Annotated in this window: 18 protein-coding genes and 1 pseudogene; 3 read left to right on the forward strand and 16 right to left on the reverse strand. The window is 61.9% G+C overall.

Going from position 1 to position 19833, the window contains the following annotated elements:
• Window positions 1-169: 169 nt before the first annotated feature.
• From NKI97_RS07200 to NKI97_RS07210, 3 genes are read right to left on the reverse strand one after another with little or no spacing between them, the layout of a single operon-like run.
• Window positions 170-1153, reverse strand: coding sequence for a sugar ABC transporter substrate-binding protein (locus NKI97_RS07200; RefSeq protein WP_502895713.1), 984 nt, complete (start codon window positions 1151-1153; stop codon window positions 170-172).
• Window positions 1154-1192: 39 nt separating this feature from the next.
• Window positions 1193-2398 carry a mandelate racemase/muconate lactonizing enzyme family protein gene (locus NKI97_RS07205; RefSeq protein WP_352746547.1) on the reverse strand — a complete coding sequence of 402 codons (1206 nt, stop codon included), beginning with the start codon at window positions 2396-2398 and terminating at the stop codon, window positions 1193-1195.
• Between the two features lie 14 nt (window positions 2399-2412).
• The gene (locus tag NKI97_RS07210) at window positions 2413-3132 is read right to left on the reverse strand and encodes a FadR/GntR family transcriptional regulator (RefSeq protein ID WP_352833282.1); all 720 of its coding nucleotides are present in this window, start codon (window positions 3130-3132) and stop codon (window positions 2413-2415) included.
• A gap of 367 nt (window positions 3133-3499) precedes the next feature.
• Between NKI97_RS07210 and NKI97_RS07215 the strand changes: the two genes are divergently transcribed.
• Complete coding sequence (locus NKI97_RS07215; protein WP_352833446.1) at window positions 3500-4489, forward strand: Tim44 domain-containing protein; 990 nt, start codon at window positions 3500-3502, stop codon at window positions 4487-4489.
• 601 nt (window positions 4490-5090) lie between these two features.
• On the opposite strand, the pseudogene NKI97_RS35455 reads toward NKI97_RS07215, so the two are convergent.
• Window positions 5091-5224, reverse strand: a pseudogene (locus NKI97_RS35455) (IS21 family transposase); the annotation flags it as partial.
• A 154-nt stretch (window positions 5225-5378) separates the two neighbouring features.
• Here NKI97_RS35455 and xth point away from each other — a divergent pair.
• Complete coding sequence (gene xth / locus NKI97_RS07220; protein ID WP_352744601.1) at window positions 5379-6167, forward strand: exodeoxyribonuclease III; 789 nt, start codon at window positions 5379-5381, stop codon at window positions 6165-6167.
• 74 nt (window positions 6168-6241) lie between these two features.
• On the opposite strand, the gene ligD is transcribed toward xth, so the two are convergent.
• On the reverse strand, window positions 6242-8014 hold the full coding sequence (gene ligD, locus NKI97_RS07225; RefSeq protein ID WP_352682392.1) for a DNA ligase D: 1773 nt from the start codon (window positions 8012-8014) through the stop codon (window positions 6242-6244).
• 620 nt (window positions 8015-8634) lie between these two features.
• Here ligD and NKI97_RS07230 point away from each other — a divergent pair.
• The gene (locus NKI97_RS07230) at window positions 8635-10563 is read left to right on the forward strand and encodes an adenylate/guanylate cyclase domain-containing protein (protein WP_352833285.1); all 1929 of its coding nucleotides are present in this window, start codon (window positions 8635-8637) and stop codon (window positions 10561-10563) included.
• A 309-nt stretch (window positions 10564-10872) separates the two neighbouring features.
• Here the strand turns inward: NKI97_RS07230 and NKI97_RS07235 are convergent, their stop codons facing one another.
• The 11 genes from NKI97_RS07235 to NKI97_RS07285 form a co-directional block, all read right to left on the reverse strand.
• Entirely contained in the window at window positions 10873-11301 is a 429-nt protein-coding gene (locus NKI97_RS07235) for a nucleotidyl transferase AbiEii/AbiGii toxin family protein (RefSeq protein WP_502907078.1), read from the reverse strand.
• A 61-nt stretch (window positions 11302-11362) separates the two neighbouring features.
• Window positions 11363-11602, reverse strand: coding sequence for a hypothetical protein (locus NKI97_RS07240; RefSeq protein ID WP_352833291.1), 240 nt, complete (start codon window positions 11600-11602; stop codon window positions 11363-11365).
• A gap of 123 nt (window positions 11603-11725) precedes the next feature.
• Window positions 11726-11959 carry an AbrB/MazE/SpoVT family DNA-binding domain-containing protein gene (locus NKI97_RS07245; protein ID WP_352450616.1) on the reverse strand — a complete coding sequence of 78 codons (234 nt, stop codon included), beginning with the start codon at window positions 11957-11959 and terminating at the stop codon, window positions 11726-11728.
• Window positions 11960-12348: 389 nt separating this feature from the next.
• On the reverse strand, window positions 12349-12684 hold the full coding sequence (locus NKI97_RS07250; protein WP_352450615.1) for a hypothetical protein: 336 nt from the start codon (window positions 12682-12684) through the stop codon (window positions 12349-12351).
• A gap of 131 nt (window positions 12685-12815) precedes the next feature.
• Window positions 12816-13931, reverse strand: a complete 1116-nt coding sequence (locus NKI97_RS07255; RefSeq protein ID WP_352744594.1) for an ABC transporter substrate-binding protein — start codon at window positions 13929-13931, stop codon at window positions 12816-12818.
• Between the two features lie 74 nt (window positions 13932-14005).
• A complete protein-coding gene (locus NKI97_RS07260; protein WP_352744592.1) occupies window positions 14006-14941 on the reverse strand; it encodes an SMP-30/gluconolactonase/LRE family protein in 936 nt (311 codons plus the stop codon).
• Between the two features lie 29 nt (window positions 14942-14970).
• The gene (locus NKI97_RS07265; RefSeq protein ID WP_352450612.1) at window positions 14971-16026 is read right to left on the reverse strand and encodes an ABC transporter permease; all 1056 of its coding nucleotides are present in this window, start codon (window positions 16024-16026) and stop codon (window positions 14971-14973) included.
• Window positions 16027-16045: 19 nt separating this feature from the next.
• On the reverse strand, window positions 16046-17542 hold the full coding sequence (locus NKI97_RS07270; RefSeq protein WP_352833294.1) for a sugar ABC transporter ATP-binding protein: 1497 nt from the start codon (window positions 17540-17542) through the stop codon (window positions 16046-16048).
• A gap of 82 nt (window positions 17543-17624) precedes the next feature.
• On the reverse strand, window positions 17625-18509 hold the full coding sequence (locus tag NKI97_RS07275; RefSeq protein ID WP_352450610.1) for an NAD(P)-dependent oxidoreductase: 885 nt from the start codon (window positions 18507-18509) through the stop codon (window positions 17625-17627).
• Window positions 18506-19081 carry a gluconokinase gene (locus tag NKI97_RS07280; RefSeq protein ID WP_352693926.1) on the reverse strand — a complete coding sequence of 192 codons (576 nt, stop codon included), beginning with the start codon at window positions 19079-19081 and terminating at the stop codon, window positions 18506-18508. Before NKI97_RS07280 ends, NKI97_RS07275 begins: the two co-directional genes overlap by 4 nt.
• A complete protein-coding gene (locus tag NKI97_RS07285; protein WP_352450688.1) occupies window positions 19050-19787 on the reverse strand; it encodes an SDR family oxidoreductase in 738 nt (245 codons plus the stop codon). The genes NKI97_RS07280 and NKI97_RS07285 overlap by 32 nt, the downstream gene beginning before the upstream one ends.
• Window positions 19788-19833 lie beyond the last annotated feature (46 nt).

Here is a 19833-nt window from a genome sequence, read left to right on the forward strand (position 1 = left end):
TTGTCGCATCGGCAAGGGGATGGCGGCAGTCTGTCTTCTACCGCCCTCGACAAGGGAGATGCCGTTGGAGGATGGGACGGAGCCGACGCCCGAGGCCTTGCTCCCTGGCCCTGGCCCTCGCCCTCGCCCTCTCCGCGTAAAGAACGAGGAGAGGACGCCGGCTTCGCGCCTACCGCACGCCTTGTGCGGCCAGTTCCTTGAGCTTTGGCACGTCTTCCTTGACGATGATGCCCTTGCCGGTGTCGATGTCTGCCGGCAGCAGACCGACGTTCTTGGCGAGATAGGCTTCCATCACGGGCATGAAGCCCTGCATGTAGGGCTGCTGGTCGACCTGGACCTGGATGTAACCCGCTTCCATCTGTTGCAGGACTTCCGAGACGATGTCGAAGCCGCCCATCAGCACCTTGCCCGGCTCGATGCCGCGATCGATCAGGACCTGGGCCACGTAGGCATGCCAAAGGCCGGTGTCGAAATACACCGTGGTGTCCGGGTGGGCAGACAGATAGGCGCCGACACGATCGGCGACGACGGCGCCATCTGTGCCGGTGTCGAGCCGTTCAATGACCACTTCGCGTCCGGCATTCGCGGCCTTGTATTCCTCAAGGAACTTCATGACGCCGGCAGCGCGCTGTTCCGACCAGTTCTGACCGGGCGCGGAGACGCCGACGAGCGCCCTGATCTTGCCTTCCTTGGGGAAGAACTCGGACATCTTCTTGCCGAGTTCGTAGCCGGCGGGAATGAAGCCCTGGCCGATGAAAGCCTGGCGGGCATTGCCGGCTGCACCCTCGGTGTCGTCGACGTTGGACGCGATGACCGTGACGCCGGCAGCGCGCGCGTCGGCGATGATCTGGTCAAAGGCATTGTTGTCGACGATCGAGGTGATCAGCGCGTCCGGTTTTGCCGCGAGTGCCGCCTGCATGTTGGCCGATTGTTGCTCGATCGAGCCTTCGGTCTGCGTGAAGACCATCTGGCAATTGGCCTGGATCTTGGCGCAGGCGTCGTCGAACCCCTTCTTCACCGCCTGCCAGAACGGGTTCGACGCCGACGAATGATGCGTGAAGACGATGTTCATCGGCTCCTGTGCGCGTGAGCCGATTGCCGAGCCTCCAGCCAGTACTGCTGCCAAGGCTGCCGAGATAAGTAGCTTCTTCATGGTTCTCCTCCTCCGTAGAAAGCTGCTTCAGGTTCATTTTCAGAGAGTAGATGCGTCGCTCACCCGTCGAAGCGCCGTGAAGGCGCGATCGATCTCCGGGTTCAGTTCCATGCCGAGGCCCGGTCCGGGAGGCACGGTGATCATGCCGTTCTTCACCTGCGGCAAAGCGGTCACAAGGTCGCGGTACCAGGTCTTGTAAAAGGCCCTGACACTCTCCTGGACAAGCGCGTTCGGCGCATTCAGCGACAGGTGGGTCGATGCGCCGAGCACCACTGGACCGGTGCAGTCGTGTGGCGCGACCGGCAGATGCCACGCTTCAGCCATGGCAGCGATCTTGCGCGCCTCCGAGAGCCCGCCGCACCAACTGATATCAAGCATGATGACACCGGCCGCTCCGGTTTCGAGAAGGTCGCGGAAGGCCCACCGGGAACCGAGCGTTTCCGAAGCCGATATCGGCGCCAGCGAAGCCTCGGCATAGCGTTTCAGGCTGGACAGGCTGTCCATCCTGATCGGATCTTCGTGCCAGAAGGTCTTGTAGGGGGCAAGCTCGCGAGCGATCTGCATGGCCGGCAGCAGCTGCCACATTGAATGGAATTCAACCATGATGTCCATCTTGTCGCCGACCGCATTGCGGATTTTCTCGAATGGCGCCAGCGCGGAATTCAAGTCGGGCTGCGATATATACTGGCCGCGCGTTTTCTCGGCGGCCATGTCGAAGGGCCAGATCTTCATGGCCGTGATGCCTTCCTCCAATAACGAATGCGCCAGTTCGTCGGCGCGGTGAAGGAAGCCGTTCAGATCATCATAGGCGTCGCCGGGCTTATCGAGCCCGTAGTTGGCCGTCGTCTGCCCGGTGGCCTTCTTGATGTATTCGGTTCCGGCACAGGTGTTGTAGGTCCTGATCTCGTGCCTGGTGAACCCGCCGAGGAGTTGTGCGATCGGCTGACCGGTCGCCTTTCCGAACAGATCCCAAAGCGCGATGTCGAAAGCGGAATTGCCCCTGACTTCCGCGCCCGTCGATCGGAAACCGAGATAGCCGACGAGGTCGGCGGCAAGCAGGTCGATCTGCAAGGGGTCGCGCCCGATCACGCACGGCGCGACATATTCGTGCAGATAGGTCTCGACGGTTTCAGCCATGAAGAAGGTCTCGCCGAGTCCGACGAGGCCTTCGTCCGTGTGAACCAGGACCCAGAGAAGGTTCGGCCGCTCCTTGAGCCGCAGCGTTTCCAGTTTCGTGATCTTCATTGCGCCCCGGCTCCTCAGGCGATGCCGGCCGCCAGCAGGGCCTTGACGCTCTCGTCAAAATGCCTCGCCATCAGGTCACGCGCCGACTGGGGATCACCGGTCTCGATTGCTTCGGCGAGGTCGATATGGATCTGGATCATCGCCAACTGCTCGGCATCCGAAGGGCGGCTGCGCCAGCCGATCGGCCAGGTCTGGCGCGATACGCGCTCGAACGCGCCGACGATGAGGCTGAAAACCGGATTCTTCGCAGCCTTGGCGATTTCGAGGTGAAAGGCGAGATCGTGCTCCATGACCTGTTCCGGCCGCTGGAAATTCTCGCGCATGGCGAGCGCGTGCGTCCTGATCCTTTCCACTTCGTCGGCTGTTCTGCGCAAGGCCGCCAGCATGGCGGTGCGGGTCTCAATCGTGCGGCGCACGTCGTAGATTTGCTGCACCGTGATCTGCTCGGTGTGGACGCCATGCTCGATCACCAGTGACATGGCGCCATAGTCCAGCTCGGCGACGGTAGCCCGTCTGCCCGCCCTCAGGTCGATAAGCCGCATGGCGGCGAGCGAGCTGAAGGCCTCGCGAACCACGGTACGCGAGACGCTCAATTGTCTCGAAAGCGCGGCCTCGCTGGGCAGCCGGTCGCCGGGCCCGAGCTCATGCGCGCGGATATGGCGCGTGATCTCGCCGATCGTGTTGCTGACCAGACTCGCTGCGTCGGAATGTTTTGCGGATACGACCGTGCTCACGCAATCTCCAGTTCAGGAGTGGGCAAACCTGTATGGCAGGTTTTCCAGATATGTTGATAGTACATAGGAAAGCTGTATGTCAATCGAGCCGTCGCCGGGAGACCCTCGGCATCATCGCCGGGGAGATCGATGACCAGAGGCTTGCATGGCCGATGCTGTTGACGCGACCGATGCCGGTCGGCCGGGTGCGGGAGCCTGCGTGAACGAACAGCGATCATCGCGCTTGGGTAGGGCAGACATTCTCGTCGTGAACACCGGCGGGCGGCCGACCATGCCGCCCGAAAATATCTCGCCGGACAGTTCACTGATATTTCGATCGACGCACCCCATATGAGCGGAAAGAGTGTCACTTGAGGACTTGCCTATGCTGATTTCGCGTTGGGGACGGTTTGCAGTTTTGTTTGCGGGGTTGTTCCTGGCATTTTCCATGGTCGCTGTGGATCACGCCGATGCGCGCCGTGGCGGCAGCTTCGGCAGTCGCGGCATGCGCACTTTCCAGCCGGTCCCGCCGACCAGAGTTGCGCCGCAACCGGCCGCACCGGTCGAGCGCTCGATGACGCCCAATGCGGCCACGAACAATGCGGCCCGTCAGCCGCAGGCATTCCAGCGCCCGGGCTTCTTCAACGGCCTCGGCGGATCGATGATGCGTGGGCTGCTTCTCGGCGGTTTGATCGGCGTTCTTCTGGGCCATGGGTTCGGCGGCTTGGCCGGCATGTTGGGTCTTTTGCTCCAAGTACTGCTGTTCGGCGGCGCGATCATGCTGGCGATCCGCTTTTTCCGCTCGCAGGCGGCGCAAAACCCGGCACCCGCTATGGCCGGTGCCCCGCGAGGCACCCGGACCTTTGGGCGAAGCGCTGCAGCCCGGCCTGACCCGAGCAACACCACAGCGTTCCCCATTCCAGGCATTGGGTCAGGATATGGCGGAACGAACCAAGACAATGCTTCCGATGAGATCACTCTCACCCAAACCGATCTGGACACGTTCCAGCACCGGCTGACGGAAGTTCAGGAAGCATTCGGGCGCGAGGACCATGCTGCATTGCGCCGGTTGGTGACACCCGAGATGGTGTCCTATCTGTCCGAGGAACTTGCCGACAATGCCAAAAAGGGCGTCAGGAACGACGTGTCGGACGTCAGCCTGCTGGAGGCCGATATTGCGGAAAGTTGGCGGGAGGGTGATCGCGACTACGCGACGGCTGCTTTGCGCTATGAGTCTCGCGACGTGACCCGCGACCGCATCAGTGGCAAGATCGTTGAGGGCCAGGCCGATCAGCCGACGGAGACGGCCGAACTGTGGACCTTTACGCGGCAGAACGGCGGTGACTGGAAGCTTGCCGCAATACAGCAGCCTGGCTGATGTGCTTGCCTTCATTGAGATGTCTGCGCAGAGGCTGTTCAGGTTTCGCGCTACCACTCGAAGGCCAGCGCCCTTTTCGCGCGTTTGATCAATCCGTCACGGACTGATGCGGTAGCTCACCAGCGCGCGCCGGCGTCGCCTTGAGCCCTATGGACTTGGCCAGTGCCGAGCGACAAACGGCATATGCAAGATCATTTGCCGCAATTTCTGCGGTGAATAGACCAGCTAAACACCGCATGGTCACGGTTTATTATTCCCCATTATCAGCTTCTTCTTTCAAAGATATGCCATTTTGACGCTATATCTCGTCAGGTTATGAGGCATTTTGTGATTAGGCAGTGAGAATGGCACTGGTCCAGTACTCCCACATTGGCTTCTTCGCTCCGCGCACGATTGCGGACGTCTTTCGCACGACGAGCGACGAAGTCGGCCGACCTGCCGGGCAAGGGCAAGGACGCCGTCCAGCACAAGCTGCGGGTCCGGTCGGACAAGACCCATGGCCGATGTGGTCCACAAGATCGAGCCGTGCTTCGGTTCAACCCTTCGCAAGATCGCCCGCCTTGCCGCTACGAATTGAGAGCTGTGGCTCGGCCATATCGGATTCCTTCGCCAGTCGCTTCGCCCCCAGCCAAGCTCATGCAGCCGCAGCACCGTTGCCACCTCTTCAGGCTCAAGCATCTCCTCTCCCTGCATCGTTCTCGACAATGCAGGAATCGCCGAAATCCCAATCGTCATCCATGCCTCCTCTCATAACCGAGGGGGGTCAGTTCTTCATTTCGTCAGGGGGTCAGTTTCTCAATTCGGCCGACACTCCCTTTGCCGCCATGATGCAAGCATCAACATCTGAGCCTTCCATGCTCAAATCGCCAAGGGTTGTTGAGAACTTCGGATGACCCGTATCGCAACCTTTAACGTCAACGGCGTGAACGGTCGCCTGCCCTTGCTCATCAAGTGGCTGGGTCAGACCGACTATGACATCGTGTGCCTTCAAGAATTGAAGACTTCGGATGAGAAATTTCCCGCGGAAGCCGTCAGGAACGCCGGTTATGGCGCGATCTGGCACGGGCAAAAGTCCTACAACGGTGTAGCTATACTCGCACGGGGAAAGGAGCCCCTGGAGCGTCGACGCGGCCTGCCGGGTGACCCTGACGATACTCACAGCCGGTATATCGAGGCAGAGGTGGATGGGATCGTCGTGGGGTGCATCTACCTGCCCAACGGCAATCCAGCGCCCGGCCCGAAATTCGACTATAAGCTCCACTGGTTCGACCGTCTGATCAGCTACGGCCAGCTACTGCTTAAGGAGGGGATCACAAGCGTTCTGTGCGGCGACTACAACGTCGTGCCAACGCCGATCGATGCCGTGGTGCCGAGACGTTGGACAGGCGATGCAGTCTACTTTCCGGAGAGCAGGCAGGCCTACGCCGAAATGCTAGACAATGGCTGGATGGATGCCGTCCGCTGCATTCATCCGGAGAAAGGCATCTACACGTACTGGAACTTCTCCTACCGAGGCGGTTATGATCGGAGTTCCGGCCTCCGGATGGACCACCTCCTCGTCAGCCCATCACTTTCGAACAGGTTACGTGACGCGGGCGTGGACGCTGACCTGCGAGGCTGGGAAAAGCCGAGTGATCATGTGCCCGCCTGGATAGAGATCGACCCGTCCGGCAAGTAGTTGACATGATCGAATGTTCGGCGGAATCGCTGGGCGTCTTCGCCCACTGCTAATAGAATGCGCTGCGAGATTGCTCACGCTGCTTTTCTGGCAGCCGCCCTAAACGGACGGTCAATGGTGAACGCATCTGGACGGATGGCTGCCTCGACCTGGCTCCAGGTCACGGGACGGGCGATTGGGAAGCCGGGTCGCGCTCGTGGGGAGAAGGCGCCGACCGCCGTGTTGCCGCGCCCATTGCGAAGGTAGTCGATGAAGATGCGGCCCTTTCGGGCTGCCGGCGCGGCGGAGAGCAGATAGCGATCAGGATGGGCTTCAGCGAGGCGCTTGGCGAACGATCGGGCAAGGAGCCGGGCATTGTCGTGCGTGATCTTCGTCTCAAGTGGGGCCATCAGGTGAATTCCCTTGCCGCCCGTCACCTTCGGCCAGCTCTGCAGACCTTCCGCTTCCATGATGTCGCGGAGCGTTAGCGCGGTCTCGATCACTTTGTCCCACTCGACCCCCTCGCCCGGATCAAGGTCCAGAACAACCCGGTCGGCATGTTCGATGTCGTCAACAGTAGCGTTCCAGGGATGCAGCTCTACCGCATCCATCTCGACCAGCCCCAGCAAGCCGGCAAGGTCGTCCACCCACACGCGCACACCTTCGCCACCCTCGCGCTTTTGAACGCGCAACTGATGCACTGCTGCGGGGATCTTCGGCAGCGCGCCCTTGTGGTAGAAGGTTGCCCCGAGAGCATGGCGGACCAGCTTCAGCGGTCGGTGGCCGAGATGGACGAGTGCGTAATCGGCAACCCTCTGCCAGTAGCGCGCAAGCTCTTCCTTGGAGGGCGAGACCGCGTCGGGCAGCAATTGCAGGATGTTCTCCCTGGGAATGCCATGTTCCTGGGCTGGCCCACGTCGCTTTGATGGCGCCGGAGGCTTGGCCGGGATCGCCACGAGGTCTTCTCGCAGACCCTTGAATACTGCCTCGCGCAACACGCCGCGATCAGTGACGCCGCTGAACTGTACCTCGGCCAGCACCTCTGGTCTGACCCACGTCGCCTTCGGCTTCACGATGGGCTCTGACAGAGGCGACTTGCTGATGATCAGCGGGTCGAGCCGCTCTCGAACCAATTGAGCAACGCTCAAGGTATAGCCGCTGCGGGCCTTCCCGGCATAGAGCAGTCGGTCGCCCTCGCGGCGACCGATGTAGAGGGATGCGATGCGGCGCGGGTGAGCGCCCAGCTTCTCGACAAATGCCACGATGGGGAAAGTGTCGCTCTTGATGCACTTCACCTTGAGCCAACTCGTCTGGACCCCTGAGCGGTAGGTGGCATCGGTGCGCTTGGAGACGATGCCCTCCAACCCCATCCGGCAGGCATGTTCAAACACGTCCGTGCCGCCCAACTCCAGATGTTCGGCGTAGGTCAGTGTCGGGGCTGAGTTCTTCAGCAGCTTCTCTAGGGCTGCCTTGCGCCTTACCAGTGGCTGCTGCCGCAGATCGCGCCCGTTGAGGTGCAGCAGGTCGAATGCGTAGAAGATGAGCCTCGGCGAGTCTGGGTTGCTCAACTCCCGTTCCAACGCTTGGTAGTCCGGCAGGCCAGTGTCGCCGAGAACGACAGCCTCCCCGTCGATGATCGCCGCCTTCACCGGCAAGCCCGCCGCCGCTTGAACAATTCGTCGGTATCGGTGCGACCAGTCGTAGCCACGGCGCGTGAAGGCTCTCGCTTTGCCGCCCTCAATGATCAGTTCGGTGCGGTAGCCGTCGTACTTGATCTCATGAAGCCATTCGCCGCCCTCGGGCGCATTCTCGACCAGCGTCGGCGACTGGAACTCAATGAAAGAAAGCCCGTCTGTGGCGTTACGCATGCACCCTCCGACGGCGAGTCAAGACGCAGAGCAGCAATAGGTTCCGGGGCATTTTAGCGAAATTGTATGTTGGGGCAGTTTATGGTTCCGTTGGAATTAGCATCAATTATCAAGTCGCGCACATAGCAAGGACTGGCGCGCTATGGCTCGATCCGCCGCCAGCCAAAATGCAATGACAATAGCCAACGGCTTGGGAGGCTTGCGTGGCGCGGATCGTAGTCGCACCGCAATTGCACCGCCGTGGAGTCGTAGTCGAGGTGTCGGGGTCCGCCGAGCCTCCCTGCACCATCCTGATCTGATGTGCGTCCTGACATGGACTCTCCTTCCATGGCTGCATCGGGGCAAGCGGCAATTTCTGTCCTCACCAAAGGTCCGCTTTGTGAATAGCCGTTCATTGCGGCTGCCATGGATGAGCAACGGTTGGGTGGAAGCCTCACATTGCTGCGATCGATTTGAACCGGAACGGGCCGCCATGAGCAGAAGTTGAGAAACACCTTCCGAAGTGGACATTCGGGTGATGCGCTAGGCACGGAAGCAAGGAGGCTCGTGCATTCGGGGCGCGCCCTCTTTAAAGGCGTCACGGGGCTTGCAATTCGGTGGCGCATTGCGACACTCGCTGCATGAGCACGTCCGCACAACCTGTGCGTCTGGCCCGCCCCGAAAAGAAGCGGCGTCGCATCCCTATTGCGGTCATCATGGCGTTGAGTTTTGGCAGCCTCGTATTCCTGTCGGTCGGGGGCGTGCTCGCGTTGTCGGTCGGCGCCAATTTTCGCAACACGTTCGACTTGCTCGGCGCCCAGTCGACACTCCTGATCGATGCGATGGAGGACTCGCTGCGCGCAGAGATGGGGGACGCCGAGAACGCGGTCGACGGCATCGCGCAGCTGTATGCCCAGGGCGAGTTCCAGATCGACGACGAGGCGATGTCTGCAGCCGTTGCCGGTGCTCTGGCTACCGCCTCGGGGGTCGAGGCGATGCTGATCTGCACCCCCGACCTGGTCTGCCGCGGCGCCGCGCGCTCCGTCGAAAACAACGTTGCAACGGGCGCGATCGAGCATTTTCCGGCCAAGCCCGAGAAGTCGCCCCAAGTCCGCGCCGCCCTCGAACAACGCAGACGGGTCGGCGGCAGGCAATGGGGGGCATTCGTAGCCAACGAGTTCGGCCTGTACGCGCATGTCTCAGTGCCGCTGGCACGTGATGGCGTGACGCAGGCCTGGGTGATCGCGGCGGTCGAATTGCAGAAACTGTCCGATATCACGCGGGAGCTATCATCGCGATTTGGCACGCATGCCTTCATTCTCGACGGCGAAGACCGCGTGCTCGCCGACCAAAGGCTGGCCGATCCCGACGCTCTGAAGAACGGCGTCCTGCCGCTGACGCCGCTGGCCACGTATGGCGATCCGGTATTGACCGCCTATAGCGCGCGGAAGGTAGAGCGGGATTTCGACACGCGCCGCGCCCGCGACATAGAAATCGCCGAGATCGACCGCAGCGTGGACAATGCGTCCGAGTGGAGCGGCGACGCCACCTACATCGCCATCACCCGCAAGATCGCAGGCTATGGCAACGAGCCCTGGACGCTCGGCGCGTATTTCGAGACCAGTCAGATCAGCAAGGAGATCGAGCGCGTGTTGGGATCGGCCCTGCTCGGTCTTGGGGCGATGGCCGTGGCGGTCATCGTCGCGATCCTGCTTGGCAGCCGCCTGTCGCGACCGATCCAGGCGATCGCCGGCCAGGCCATGCGCGTTGCCGATTTCGATCTCGACGGCGTGACTCCGCTGCCGCGCAGCAGGGTTCTGGAGTTGGACAACCAGGCTTCGGCCTTCAACGCCATGCTGATCGGTCTGCGTGCATTCTCGACCTATATTCCGCGCTCGCTGGTGGCCAAGCTGGTGCGCACCGGAGAGATCGGCATCGCCGAACCGCGCGAAGCGGTCGTCACCGTCATGTTTACCGACATCGTCGGGTTCACCACGCTGTCGGAGCAGATGGACGCCGCAGCCGCGGCCAGGCTGCTGAACCACCACTTCGCGATCCTGTGCGGCGCGGTCGATGCACATGGCGGTACTGTCGACAAGTTCCTGGGCGACGGCATGCTGGCGTTCTTCGGCGCGCCGGATCGTCTGAAGGGCCATGCCGCCGCGGCCGTCCGCGCCGCCGCGGCGATCCGCGAGGAGCTGGACAAGGACAATCTGGAAGCGGCTGGCGAAGGCCGGCCTCCGCTTCACGTCCGCATCGGCATCCACACGGGCTCCGTCATCGTCGGCAATATCGGCGCATCCGATCGCGTGAACTACACAATCGTCGGCGACACCGTGAACATCAGCCAGCGGCTTCAGGAACTCGGCAAGTTGCTCGCACCAGATACCGCGACCGCCATCGCGATTTCCGGCGAGACTGTTTCGCGGCTCGACGAAAAGTTCGAAACGATCCCGGCGGGCAAGCACAGGTTGCGCGGGCGCGGCGAAGCGACGGAAGTCTTTCAGCTTCGCAAAGTCGCAACGTCAGCACCGCCCCGTATGGACGTTCGCCACGCCCAAGCAGGCTAGGGCCATGCCGCTTCCATGCCGTTGATCGGCGGCTTGGAGAAGCCGGCGCGAATGCTGGTTCCGGCTAATGTCGACTTCCAAAAAGAGAATTCGGCTCCGCAAGGTCTCGAAAGGGTCATCGGCGTGAATTCGTCCTGCGCGAACGACCTTCCCCTCGGGGTCGCTCAAAGACTCCCATCTTGCGGACCAACCTCACCAAGGCGTCTGGGCTCAAAAAGGTCCCGCTCGAAGCCGGCTGCCGGTGTTGGTCAGGATGATGTCGCTGGCGACAGCACCTCTTCGAGCAGGGCTGTTGCAATGGCAAGGCTATCAGCAGCCATCTCCTCGTAGTCTGGCATGATCATGAGCTGTGCGATCGTCCGTCTGACGAACTCCGGATTCAGCTCTGCAAGCCGCTCCCTTGTTCGAGCGACACGATCCGGAAATGCCCGGAGGACGCCGGGCCCCGGCCACGATGAAGTCAATCTCGCCCAGGCCCTCGAACGCGAATTTCTGAAACCTCGTCCCGTCGCCGTCATATGCGGCAGGGCCCGTGCTGAAGCTCAGTTGGCTCTTGGATGGGTCAATGAAGCCGAGTAGCTGAGGGTCGTCGAGGAAGATATCGACGTCGTGGCTTTCGCGATGGTTGATCTGGATCATCATCGCCGTGCCGCCGCCAAACGACCATTCGAATTCAAAACCTCCTTCTCCCGGAGTTGGTCGATCAGATCGGCAGCAATGGCGAAAAGCCGCCGCCATTCGGACGGACGACGGCTATGGACCTCGATCATCAGGCAGCGAGTTGATAGCTCTCGCCGGACTAGGCAGAGAAATGGGCCGCGAAAGCCTTCAGATCATCGACCGCTATCTGGTGCGCGGCGGCGAACTCCATCTGCTGCTTGACCGGCACTTCTCCAAGGAAGGCACTGACCTGCCCAGGATACTGCTTCGCCAGATCTAGATCCGAAAGACAATGAGCCAGCGCCACCCCGTCGAGCTGTTCGCTGTAGGGCGCGTTCACTGTCGTCAGAACCAAGGCCAGATGCTCACTCGTAGTCATGCAAAATAGTCAATTCGTGGATCGGGCACAAGCTGCGAGACTCGGGTACTGCAAATGGCTCGCGAGACTCACAATCGCTACAGAAGCGCGCGGGATCGAGCAGAACGTTGGTGTCGACCAGCGTCACGCTTCGCCGCGCGTCAAAGCTATGATCGCCTCGGTGCTCAGCCCCTTGCCGGCATGGCCGCGCAGCTTGGCAAAGCGGCTCGCCGGCCGTTTTTCGTCCGCACGAACCAACACCACGCTGCCGTCGGCGGCGCGGCGAAAATCCACTTGGCTGCCCGGTGCGATCCCCAAGAGATCGCGCACGGGCTTGGGAATGGTCACCTGACCTTTTGCGGTTACGGTCGTTGTCATTGCAGCCTCTGTAAGGACACTTGGAAATACGGTATTACCTCCGCGCGATGGATTCAAGTATCGGGAGTTGCCTGAGCCGTTAGCCGCGAACGGGACATCCGCAGATCCTTCGCCGCTGACCTTCGGAACGCGGCATCGCCGCGACCATCTTGAGTTCATCTGGACTGGGGCAGGGCCATCCTCGCAAAGTGACTAGCAACAGTTCCGAACGTCCGCTTCACCAACTGTGCGCGAAGTCATTCCGAGCCGCTGCAAGTCCGCTTCCCGCCTTCTCACTCCTCTTTTTCGAGTCCCAACAACTGACTGCTTTCTGAATTAGACCGAGAACCAGGGGACGTCCGTCTTTGGACGTGCGTCGGCGATTGTCGTGTGGCGCTTTTTTGATCATCCTATCGAGCGGTTGGAAACTCGTTCGCTTCGAAAACATGGTGATGCACACGGCCGGTGAACATCTTGAGCAGCTCTCCAGTCACATCGCGGCTCTGAAAGCGAACATCGGACTGCAGCGCCTTCTTGCAGGCGTCCATGTCGGGATAACGGATGGCGAGCGCCATGGCATAGACGGGGGCGCCCTCATCCCGTGCCGTGCCATCCAGAACGCGCACCTCCTCGGCTCCAGGAAATTGCGTCCACAACGGCACTAGCCTTTCCCTGACAAAGCGCCGGAATTCGCTCTCTCGTCCGGGGTGGATTTCGCCTTCGAACAGGGCGTAGCGAATGATCATGGCGAGGGTTTCCTGATTTTCTGCGCTGGGATGGCCGCCGGGCGGCAAGGGCAGGTCGCGGTGCAATTCGTGGATTTGTCGCGCGAATGCGATGCGGGCGCATCGCGTATTGCGCCCGCATCGCCGGGCTCCTATTTGCCCCAGATCTTCTTGTATGCGTCGCGGTAGCCATTGCCGGGGTCGAATGCGTTATTCGGCCCACCGTCGAACTCGACATTGTCGGCCGTCACCACATGCAGCGGCGACAGATAGCCCGACCATTTTTCTCCAGCGATGGCGCGGTTCAGCTCGTCGACCAATTGCCAGCCCTGCAAGTTGAGCGGTTCGGCGACGGTCACCTTCTGGAACTGACCGGCGCGAATGCGCTGATAGGCCGATTCCGAACCGTCGCCGGCGGCGACATTGATCGGCGCGTCGGTACCGGCTTTGCCGGCGGCGGCAAGTGAGGGTCCCATGAAGTCGAAATAGAGATCGTTGATCGCCAGCGAATGCGTCCAGGCATCGCCGTATTTCTGCAGCAGCGAAGTGGTCAGCTGCGGCATGCGCTGCGAAGTCTCGGCGATCGGCGTGTCGACATATTCGAGCACCTTGCCGCCCAGCCGCTCGATCTCCGCCTTCATCTTGTCGGCTTTGGCGATGGCGATGGCATAGGTCGAATCGGTGAAGATGACGACGCCGGGCTTGCCCTTGGCATCGGCGTAGGCCCAGTCGGCCGCGGCCGTGGAGACTTGCATGGCATCCGTCGACACGTTGGCGAACACGCCGCTTTTCTCGTCGGGCCCGATCACCGGTCCGGCATGCCAGGAGACCAACGGGATACCTGCGGCCTTGGCCTGTTCCAGCGCCGGCGCCTGCTCGACCGCGTCAAAACCGTTGATGACGATGCCATTCGGCTTCAACGCCATGGCTTGGCCGAAGGCAGCGGTGCGGCCGCCGATCGAGCCGGCGCCGTCAATCACATTGACGTCCCAGCCGATCGCCTTGGCTGCTTCCTCGACGCCGTTGGTGACGCCCAGGATGCCGCCGTTCTTGAGGTCGCCGGCGAGCACGACGATCGTCTTGCCTTGCTGCGCCTTCGGACCGGTGGTCGGGCCATCCCAGGCCGTGACCTTCTGCGCATATTTCTGGACCACCGCCATGGCGTCGGCTGTGGCGTCCGCCCGTGCCTGGCCGGCGAACAGGACAGGAGCAGCGATTGTCATGGCCATCAAGGCGACGGATGATTTCAGGAATGTTCTGCGTTGCATGTTGGTACCTCCCTTGGTTTCAAGAAATTGCATGGTCTTTCAAAACTCGGCTTTCGATTGGAGTTGACGACATGTCACCGGCTGATGTCGCCCGCCACCGGACCAACGCCGGCCGGATGTGCGTTGACGTAGATGGAGTAAAGGGATGTCTGCGCAGTGATGTAGAGGCGGTTGCGCTTGGGACCGCCGAAACAGACATTGGAAACGAGCTCGGGAACCAGGATACGGCCGATCAGGGTTCCGTCCGGCGCATGGACGCGCACCGAGTCGGCGCTGGAGGCCCAGATGTTGCCGTCGCGATCGACGCGAAAACCATCGAAGAGGCCTGCCCCGCACTCGGCGAAGATGCCGCCTGCGCGCGCCGACCGGCCATCGGCGGCAAGGTCATAGGCCTTGATCGCGCGCGGCAGGCCGGGCACATGGCTGGCGCCGCTGTCCGACACGTAGAGGATCGTCTCGTCGGGCGAAAAAGCCAGGCCGTTCGGCTGCACCATGTTGGTGACAACGGCGCTCACCTCACCCGAAAGCTCGTCGAACCGGTAGACATGGGAGCCGCCGACCTCCGCTCTGGCGATCTTGCCCTCGTAGTGGCTTTCGATGCCGTAGACCGGGTCGGTGAACCAGATCGTACCGTCGGATTTGACCACCACGTCATTGGGTGAATTGAACCGCTTGCCTGCAACGGTTTCGACAAGCGTCTGCCAACGCCCGTCATGCTCGAGCCGGGAGACACGGCGCCCGCCATGCTCGCAAGCAACGACGCGGCCTTCGCGGTCGAGTGTGTGGCCGTTCTGGTAGTTACAATGGGCCTCGAAGATGCTGACGGAACCATCGCTTTCGTCGTAGCGCAGCAGCCGATCGTTCGGGATGTCCGACCACAGCAAATGCCTTGCGGCGGGGACATACACCGGTCCTTCCGCCCAACGGCTACCGCTCCATAGAAGTTCGAGCTTGGCATGCCCGATCATCAGCTTGCCGAACCGATCGTCGAGAACCTCGTAGTCGTTCATTCCATGATCCACGGGTTTGGCTCGATTTGTCACTTCGAGGGCTGCGCGACGGTCTTGGTCCTGTTTCTTTGCGCTGCGCCGCGCTTGCGCTGGGCGTAGCCGGCAATGCCTATGGCGACGAGCAGCGTGACGCCGTTGAACAATGGCTCGACGAAGAACGAGCCGCCGAACTGCTGGATGCCGGAAATGCCGACCGCCAGGATGATGACGCCCGTCATCGTGCCCCAGACGTTGACTCGTCCAGGCTTGATCGTGGTCGAGCCGAGAAAGGCGCCGACGAGAGCCGGCAGCAGATACTCCAGTCCGACGCTGGCTTGGCCAATGCGAAGCTTGGAGGCGAGCAACACTCCTGTCAGCGCCGTCAGGAAGCCCGAGGAGATGAACGCCCCAATGACGAAGCGGCGCACCGGAATGCCATTGAGAGCAGCCGCCTTCGGGTTGGCGCCGATGGCATAAACGTAGCGGCCGATCGGCAGATATTCGAGAATGATCCACAGTGCGACGGCGATGCCAAGCACGTAGAGGCCGGTGATCGGCAGCCCGAACACCATCGTGCCGTTGAGCGCGTAGAAGCCGTTGGGCAACACGCCGACAACCTGCCGGCCGCCAGTGTGCCAAAGCGCCAAGGAATAGAGCACGGTGCCGGTGCCCAGCGTGGCGATGAAAGAGTCGATGCGGGCGACTTCGACCAGCAGGCCGTTGAGGAAGCCGGTCGCGGCGCCGAGAACCAGCACTATCATCACTGCCAGCGGCCACGGAATGCCGAACATGGTCTGCAGACTGATGGCCAGGATGTGCCACAGCACAATGCCGTAGCCGACGGTGAGGTCGATGCGTCCCGACGCCATCGGGATCATCGCCGCCAGCGACAACAGCGCAATAATCGCCTTGTCGGAGATGATCGAGCGCAGGTTAAGCAGCGTCGGGAACGTGTTCGGCAGCAGGATCGAAAACAACAGGATCAGCAACACCGTCAGGATAACCAGCCCGTAGACCGGCAGCAGCCGGATGACCTTCTGCCCCATGGACAAATCAGCCATCTCGCCGCGGGTCGGTTCGAGGGCGCTGGATTCGATCGATTGCATGAGTTCGCTCCCAGAAAGATCAGGCGGCTTCGGAAACCGATGCCGCGGTGATCACGGCGGATGTGGTGAGGTCTTTGCCGGTGAGTTCGCGAACGATCTGTCCTCGCGAAAACACCAAAGCGCGGTGGCAGATGTGGGCAATCTCCTCGAAATCGGTCGACACCACGACGACGGCGAGGCCGGCTTCAAGCGCGCGGCCGATCAGCCGGTAGACCTCAGCCTTGGCGCCGACATCGACGCCGGCCGTCGGATCCTCGGCGATCAGCAACGTACGCCCGGTGTGCAGCCAGCGCCCGACGACCACCTTTTGCTGGTTGCCACCCGACAGCGCCTCTATCGGCAGGTTCGGATCGTTGGGGCGCAGCCCGACGGAACTGCCGATCGCCTGCGCCAGCGCAGCCTCCTTGTGAGGCGCAAGGAAGGAAAACAGGCCGCGCTTGCCGGCGCCGGGATTGAGGAAACTGTTCTCACGGATCGACAAGGATCCAGCGATTGATTCTTCGGTCCTGTCACGCGCGATCAGGCCGATGCCGGACGACATCGCCGCGATCGGGCTGGACAGGTCCGGCGCAGCCCCGCGGATCGTCACCGTGCCGGAAAAGGCCTGGCAGCCAAACAGCGCCCGGCCAACCAGTTCCTGCCCGGCGCCGCGCAGGCCGACCAGGCCGAGCAACTCACCCTTGCGCACGTCGAAAGACACCGGGCCGGCACCGGCGCAGACCAGGTCGCGCACGGCGCAGATCGTCTCGCCGGCCTGCGTTTGAGCCTTGCTGAAAATCTGGCTGACCGGACGGCCGACGATCATCTCGACCAGTTCGTCCGGTTTTGTGTCGGCGACCTTCTTCTCGCCGACCAGCCTGCCGTCGCGCAGCACGGCGACGCGATCGGCGATGCGGAAAATTTCATCCAGGCGGTGCGAGACATAGATCATGCCGACGCCGCGCTGCTTGAGCGGACGGATGGCGTCGAACAGCCGCTCGACCTCGTCGGCGGGAAGGCTGGCGGTCGGCTCATCGAGCACCAGCACATCGGCCTCGGTAGCCAAGGCGCGAGCGATGGCGACCAGCGATTTTTCTGTACGCGTCAGATCCTGAACGCGTGTCGTCGGGTCGAAGTCACAGCCGACCAGCTTTAACGCCTCATGCGCCCTCGCCTCGGTCGATCGCCAGTCGATGAGCCCGGAGCGCAGCGAAAAGCCTTGGGCCAGACCGACATTCTCGCCGACCGTCATCCATTCGATAAGACCGAGATCCTGGTGAATGAAGGCGACGGGCTGGCGCTGGTTCGGCCGCGGCGGGCGATGATGGTAGGGCTCGCCGCGAAACAGGATTTGGCCGCCATCCGGCCGATAGATGCCGGCGAGCGTCTTGATCAGCGTCGACTTGCCAGCGCCATTCTCGCCGAGCAGCGCCAGGATCTCGCCCTTGTGCAGATCAAGCGTCACGTCGGAGAGCGCGCGGGTGCCGCCGAACTCCTTCGTAATTGCCTTGAACTCGATCAGTTTTTGCTCGGTCACAATGGGTTCCTCCCGAGATCGCCCAAATTATGTTATCGATAACATTTCTAGGCGTCAAGCATCAAAGAATAAGGCCAACGGATCAGCTGGTCTTGCCGTCGAGCAGACGCATCATCTCGGCCGAATCGTTCGGCCCCAATCCAGCGGCGCAGAGCAGGCGATGGATCTCGACCACCTGCCCGGTCATCGGCATCGGCGTCTTGGTTTTCAGCGCGAAGGCCTGCAGCGAATCCAGATCCTTCAGCATGTTGTCGATGCGGCCGGTGGCCGAAAAATCCCGGGCAGCGAATTTTGCCATGAATTCCTGCATGATGCTGGAATCGGCCCGCCCGCCCTTGAGTGCCGCGGGGATTGCCTTCGGGTCTACGCCGCCGGCTTCGGCAAGCTTCACGGCTTCGGCGACAGCCTGGAACAGTACGGCGCAGAACAGCTGGTTGATCAGCTTTGTCGTCTGCCCTGCCCCACTCGGCCCCATCAGTGTGTAGTTGGTGCAGAGATGCCGCATCACCGTGCGCGCCTGTTCGAAGTCTTCAGCCTCGCCACCCGCCATGACGGTCAGCCTGCCGGCCAGCGCGCCGGGAACGCCGCCCGAAAGCGGGCAGTCGAGCCATTTCATGCCGGTCTCGGCAGACAGCTTCCCGGCCATCCCAGCGGTGTCGGCCGGATCGATAGACGACATGTCGATCAGCAGCTTTTCGGGCGACGCAGCGGCCGCAACACCGGCGTCCCCGAACACCACCGAACGCACGATATCGGCATGGTTGAGACTGAGGATGACGAAGCTGCTCGCCCGCGTTGCTTCGGCAACCGATGCGGCGGCAGCCGCACCCTTGGCGGTCAGGGCGGCGACCTTGGCCTTGTCCAGATCGAATACCGTTACGGCTTGCCCAGTCTCGATCAGGCGGGTGGCTATCGCCGACCCCATGATGCCGGCACCGACAACGGCGACTTTTGTTGGTTGCGTCATTTCAACGTGCCTCTCTTTGATCTGGCAGGGCCGACCCCAAATGCACCAAGACCCTGCAACACTTTATCGGCAATCGTGTCGACAGGCGCGTCGATGTCCACTGTGACCACCAGCGGTTCGTCGCCGGGATGCTCCAGCGTAGCGAACTGGCTGTCGAGCAGCGCCGGCGGGAAGAAGTGGCCGCGGCGCTCGGCGAGCCTGGCTTGCAGCACCGCACGTGAACCGTCCAAAAATACGAAAAGCACCGGCCCGATAGCACCATGGCGAAGGCGATCGCGATAGGATTTCTTCAGCGCCGAGCAACTCGCGACGAGCCCGCGTCCTTGCTCATGTGCATGGCGCAAGGCTGCGCCCAACAGGTCCAGCCAAGGCCAACGATCCTCGTCGGTAAGCGGTATGCCCGCCGACATTTTCTCGACATTCCCGCGCGGGTGCAGCGCGTCGCCTTCGACAAAAGCGAGCCCTAGACGAGCCGCGATCGCGATGCCAATGCTGGTCTTGCCGCAGCCGCTGACACCCATTACGACGATGGACCAGGACTCAGAGGCAGGTTGTGATGCCGCCATCGACATAGAGCGTGTGTCCATTGACAAAGGATGAGGCCCGTCCAGCCAGAAAGATCGCCGCGCCGACCAGTTCGCCGACATCGCCCCAACGACCCGCCGGTGTGCGGTTGGTCAGCCAGGCTGAAAACTCGGGATTGTCGACCAGCGCCTGGTTGAGCGGCGTCTTGAAGTAACCCGGCGCAATGGAATTGATCTGCAAGCCATGCTTCGCCCAATCGGCACACATTCCGCGCGTCAGGTTGCGCACAGCGCCTTTCGTGGCCGTATAGGGCGCGATGTTCGTCCGTGCCAGTTCGCTTTGCACCGAGGCGATATTGATGATCTTGCCGCGCCGCCGCGGGATCATGTGCCGCGCCACCGCTTGTCCCACGAAGAACACGCTGGAGATGTTGGTGCGCAAGAGTTCCTCCCATTTGTCGGCGGGGAAATCCTCGAGCGGCATTCGGAACTGCATGCCGGCATTGTTGATAAGGATATCGATGGCGCCGATCGTCGCCTCGATATCGGCGACGCCGTTCGCCACCGCAGCATGATCGGTGACGTCGAAGACGGCGCTATGGACCTTGTGTCCCTTCGCTGTCAGTGCATCCGCAGCCGTTTTCATTTTTTCGGCGCTGCGTCCGTTGAGCACGATTTCGGCGCCGTGCTGCGCCAACCCCTCGGCCAGCGCCAGGCCGATCCCCTGTCCCGAGCCGGTGACCAGCGCCCGCATGCCGGTCAAATCGAACAATGAACTGCCCAAATGCTCCTCCTGAGCA

The sequence above is a fragment of the Mesorhizobium sp. M0296 genome (genome assembly GCF_040321675.1).
Lineage (GTDB): Bacteria > Pseudomonadota > Alphaproteobacteria > Rhizobiales > Rhizobiaceae > Mesorhizobium.

Coding starts and splice junctions, on each gene's coding strand:
- NKI97_RS07280 (WP_352693926.1), bottom strand. CDS start 19,081: ATGTCGATGGCGGCATCACAACCTGCCTCTGAGTCCTGGTCCATCGTC.
- xth (WP_352744601.1), top strand. CDS start 5,379: ATGACCCGTATCGCAACCTTTAACGTCAACGGCGTGAACGGTCGCCTG.
- NKI97_RS07265 (WP_352450612.1), bottom strand. CDS start 16,026: ATGCAATCGATCGAATCCAGCGCCCTCGAACCGACCCGCGGCGAGATG.
- NKI97_RS07250 (WP_352450615.1), bottom strand. CDS start 12,684: ATGATCATTCGCTACGCCCTGTTCGAAGGCGAAATCCACCCCGGACGA.
- NKI97_RS07245 (WP_352450616.1), bottom strand. CDS start 11,959: ATGACAACGACCGTAACCGCAAAAGGTCAGGTGACCATTCCCAAGCCC.
- NKI97_RS07240 (WP_352833291.1), bottom strand. CDS start 11,602: ATGACTACGAGTGAGCATCTGGCCTTGGTTCTGACGACAGTGAACGCG.
- NKI97_RS07285 (WP_352450688.1), bottom strand. CDS start 19,787: ATGCGGGCGCTGGTCACCGGCTCGGGACAGGGGATCGGCCTGGCGCTG.
- NKI97_RS07275 (WP_352450610.1), bottom strand. CDS start 18,509: ATGACGCAACCAACAAAAGTCGCCGTTGTCGGTGCCGGCATCATGGGG.
- ligD (WP_352682392.1), bottom strand. CDS start 8,014: ATGCGTAACGCCACAGACGGGCTTTCTTTCATTGAGTTCCAGTCGCCG.
- NKI97_RS07230 (WP_352833285.1), top strand. CDS start 8,635: ATGAGCACGTCCGCACAACCTGTGCGTCTGGCCCGCCCCGAAAAGAAG.
- NKI97_RS07255 (WP_352744594.1), bottom strand. CDS start 13,931: ATGCAACGCAGAACATTCCTGAAATCATCCGTCGCCTTGATGGCCATG.
- NKI97_RS07260 (WP_352744592.1), bottom strand. CDS start 14,941: ATGAACGACTACGAGGTTCTCGACGATCGGTTCGGCAAGCTGATGATC.
- NKI97_RS07235 (WP_502907078.1), bottom strand. CDS start 11,301: ATGGCGGCGGCTTTTCGCCATTGCTGCCGATCTGATCGACCAACTCCG.
- NKI97_RS07205 (WP_352746547.1), bottom strand. CDS start 2,398: ATGAAGATCACGAAACTGGAAACGCTGCGGCTCAAGGAGCGGCCGAAC.
- NKI97_RS07200 (WP_502895713.1), bottom strand. CDS start 1,153: ATGAAGAAGCTACTTATCTCGGCAGCCTTGGCAGCAGTACTGGCTGGA.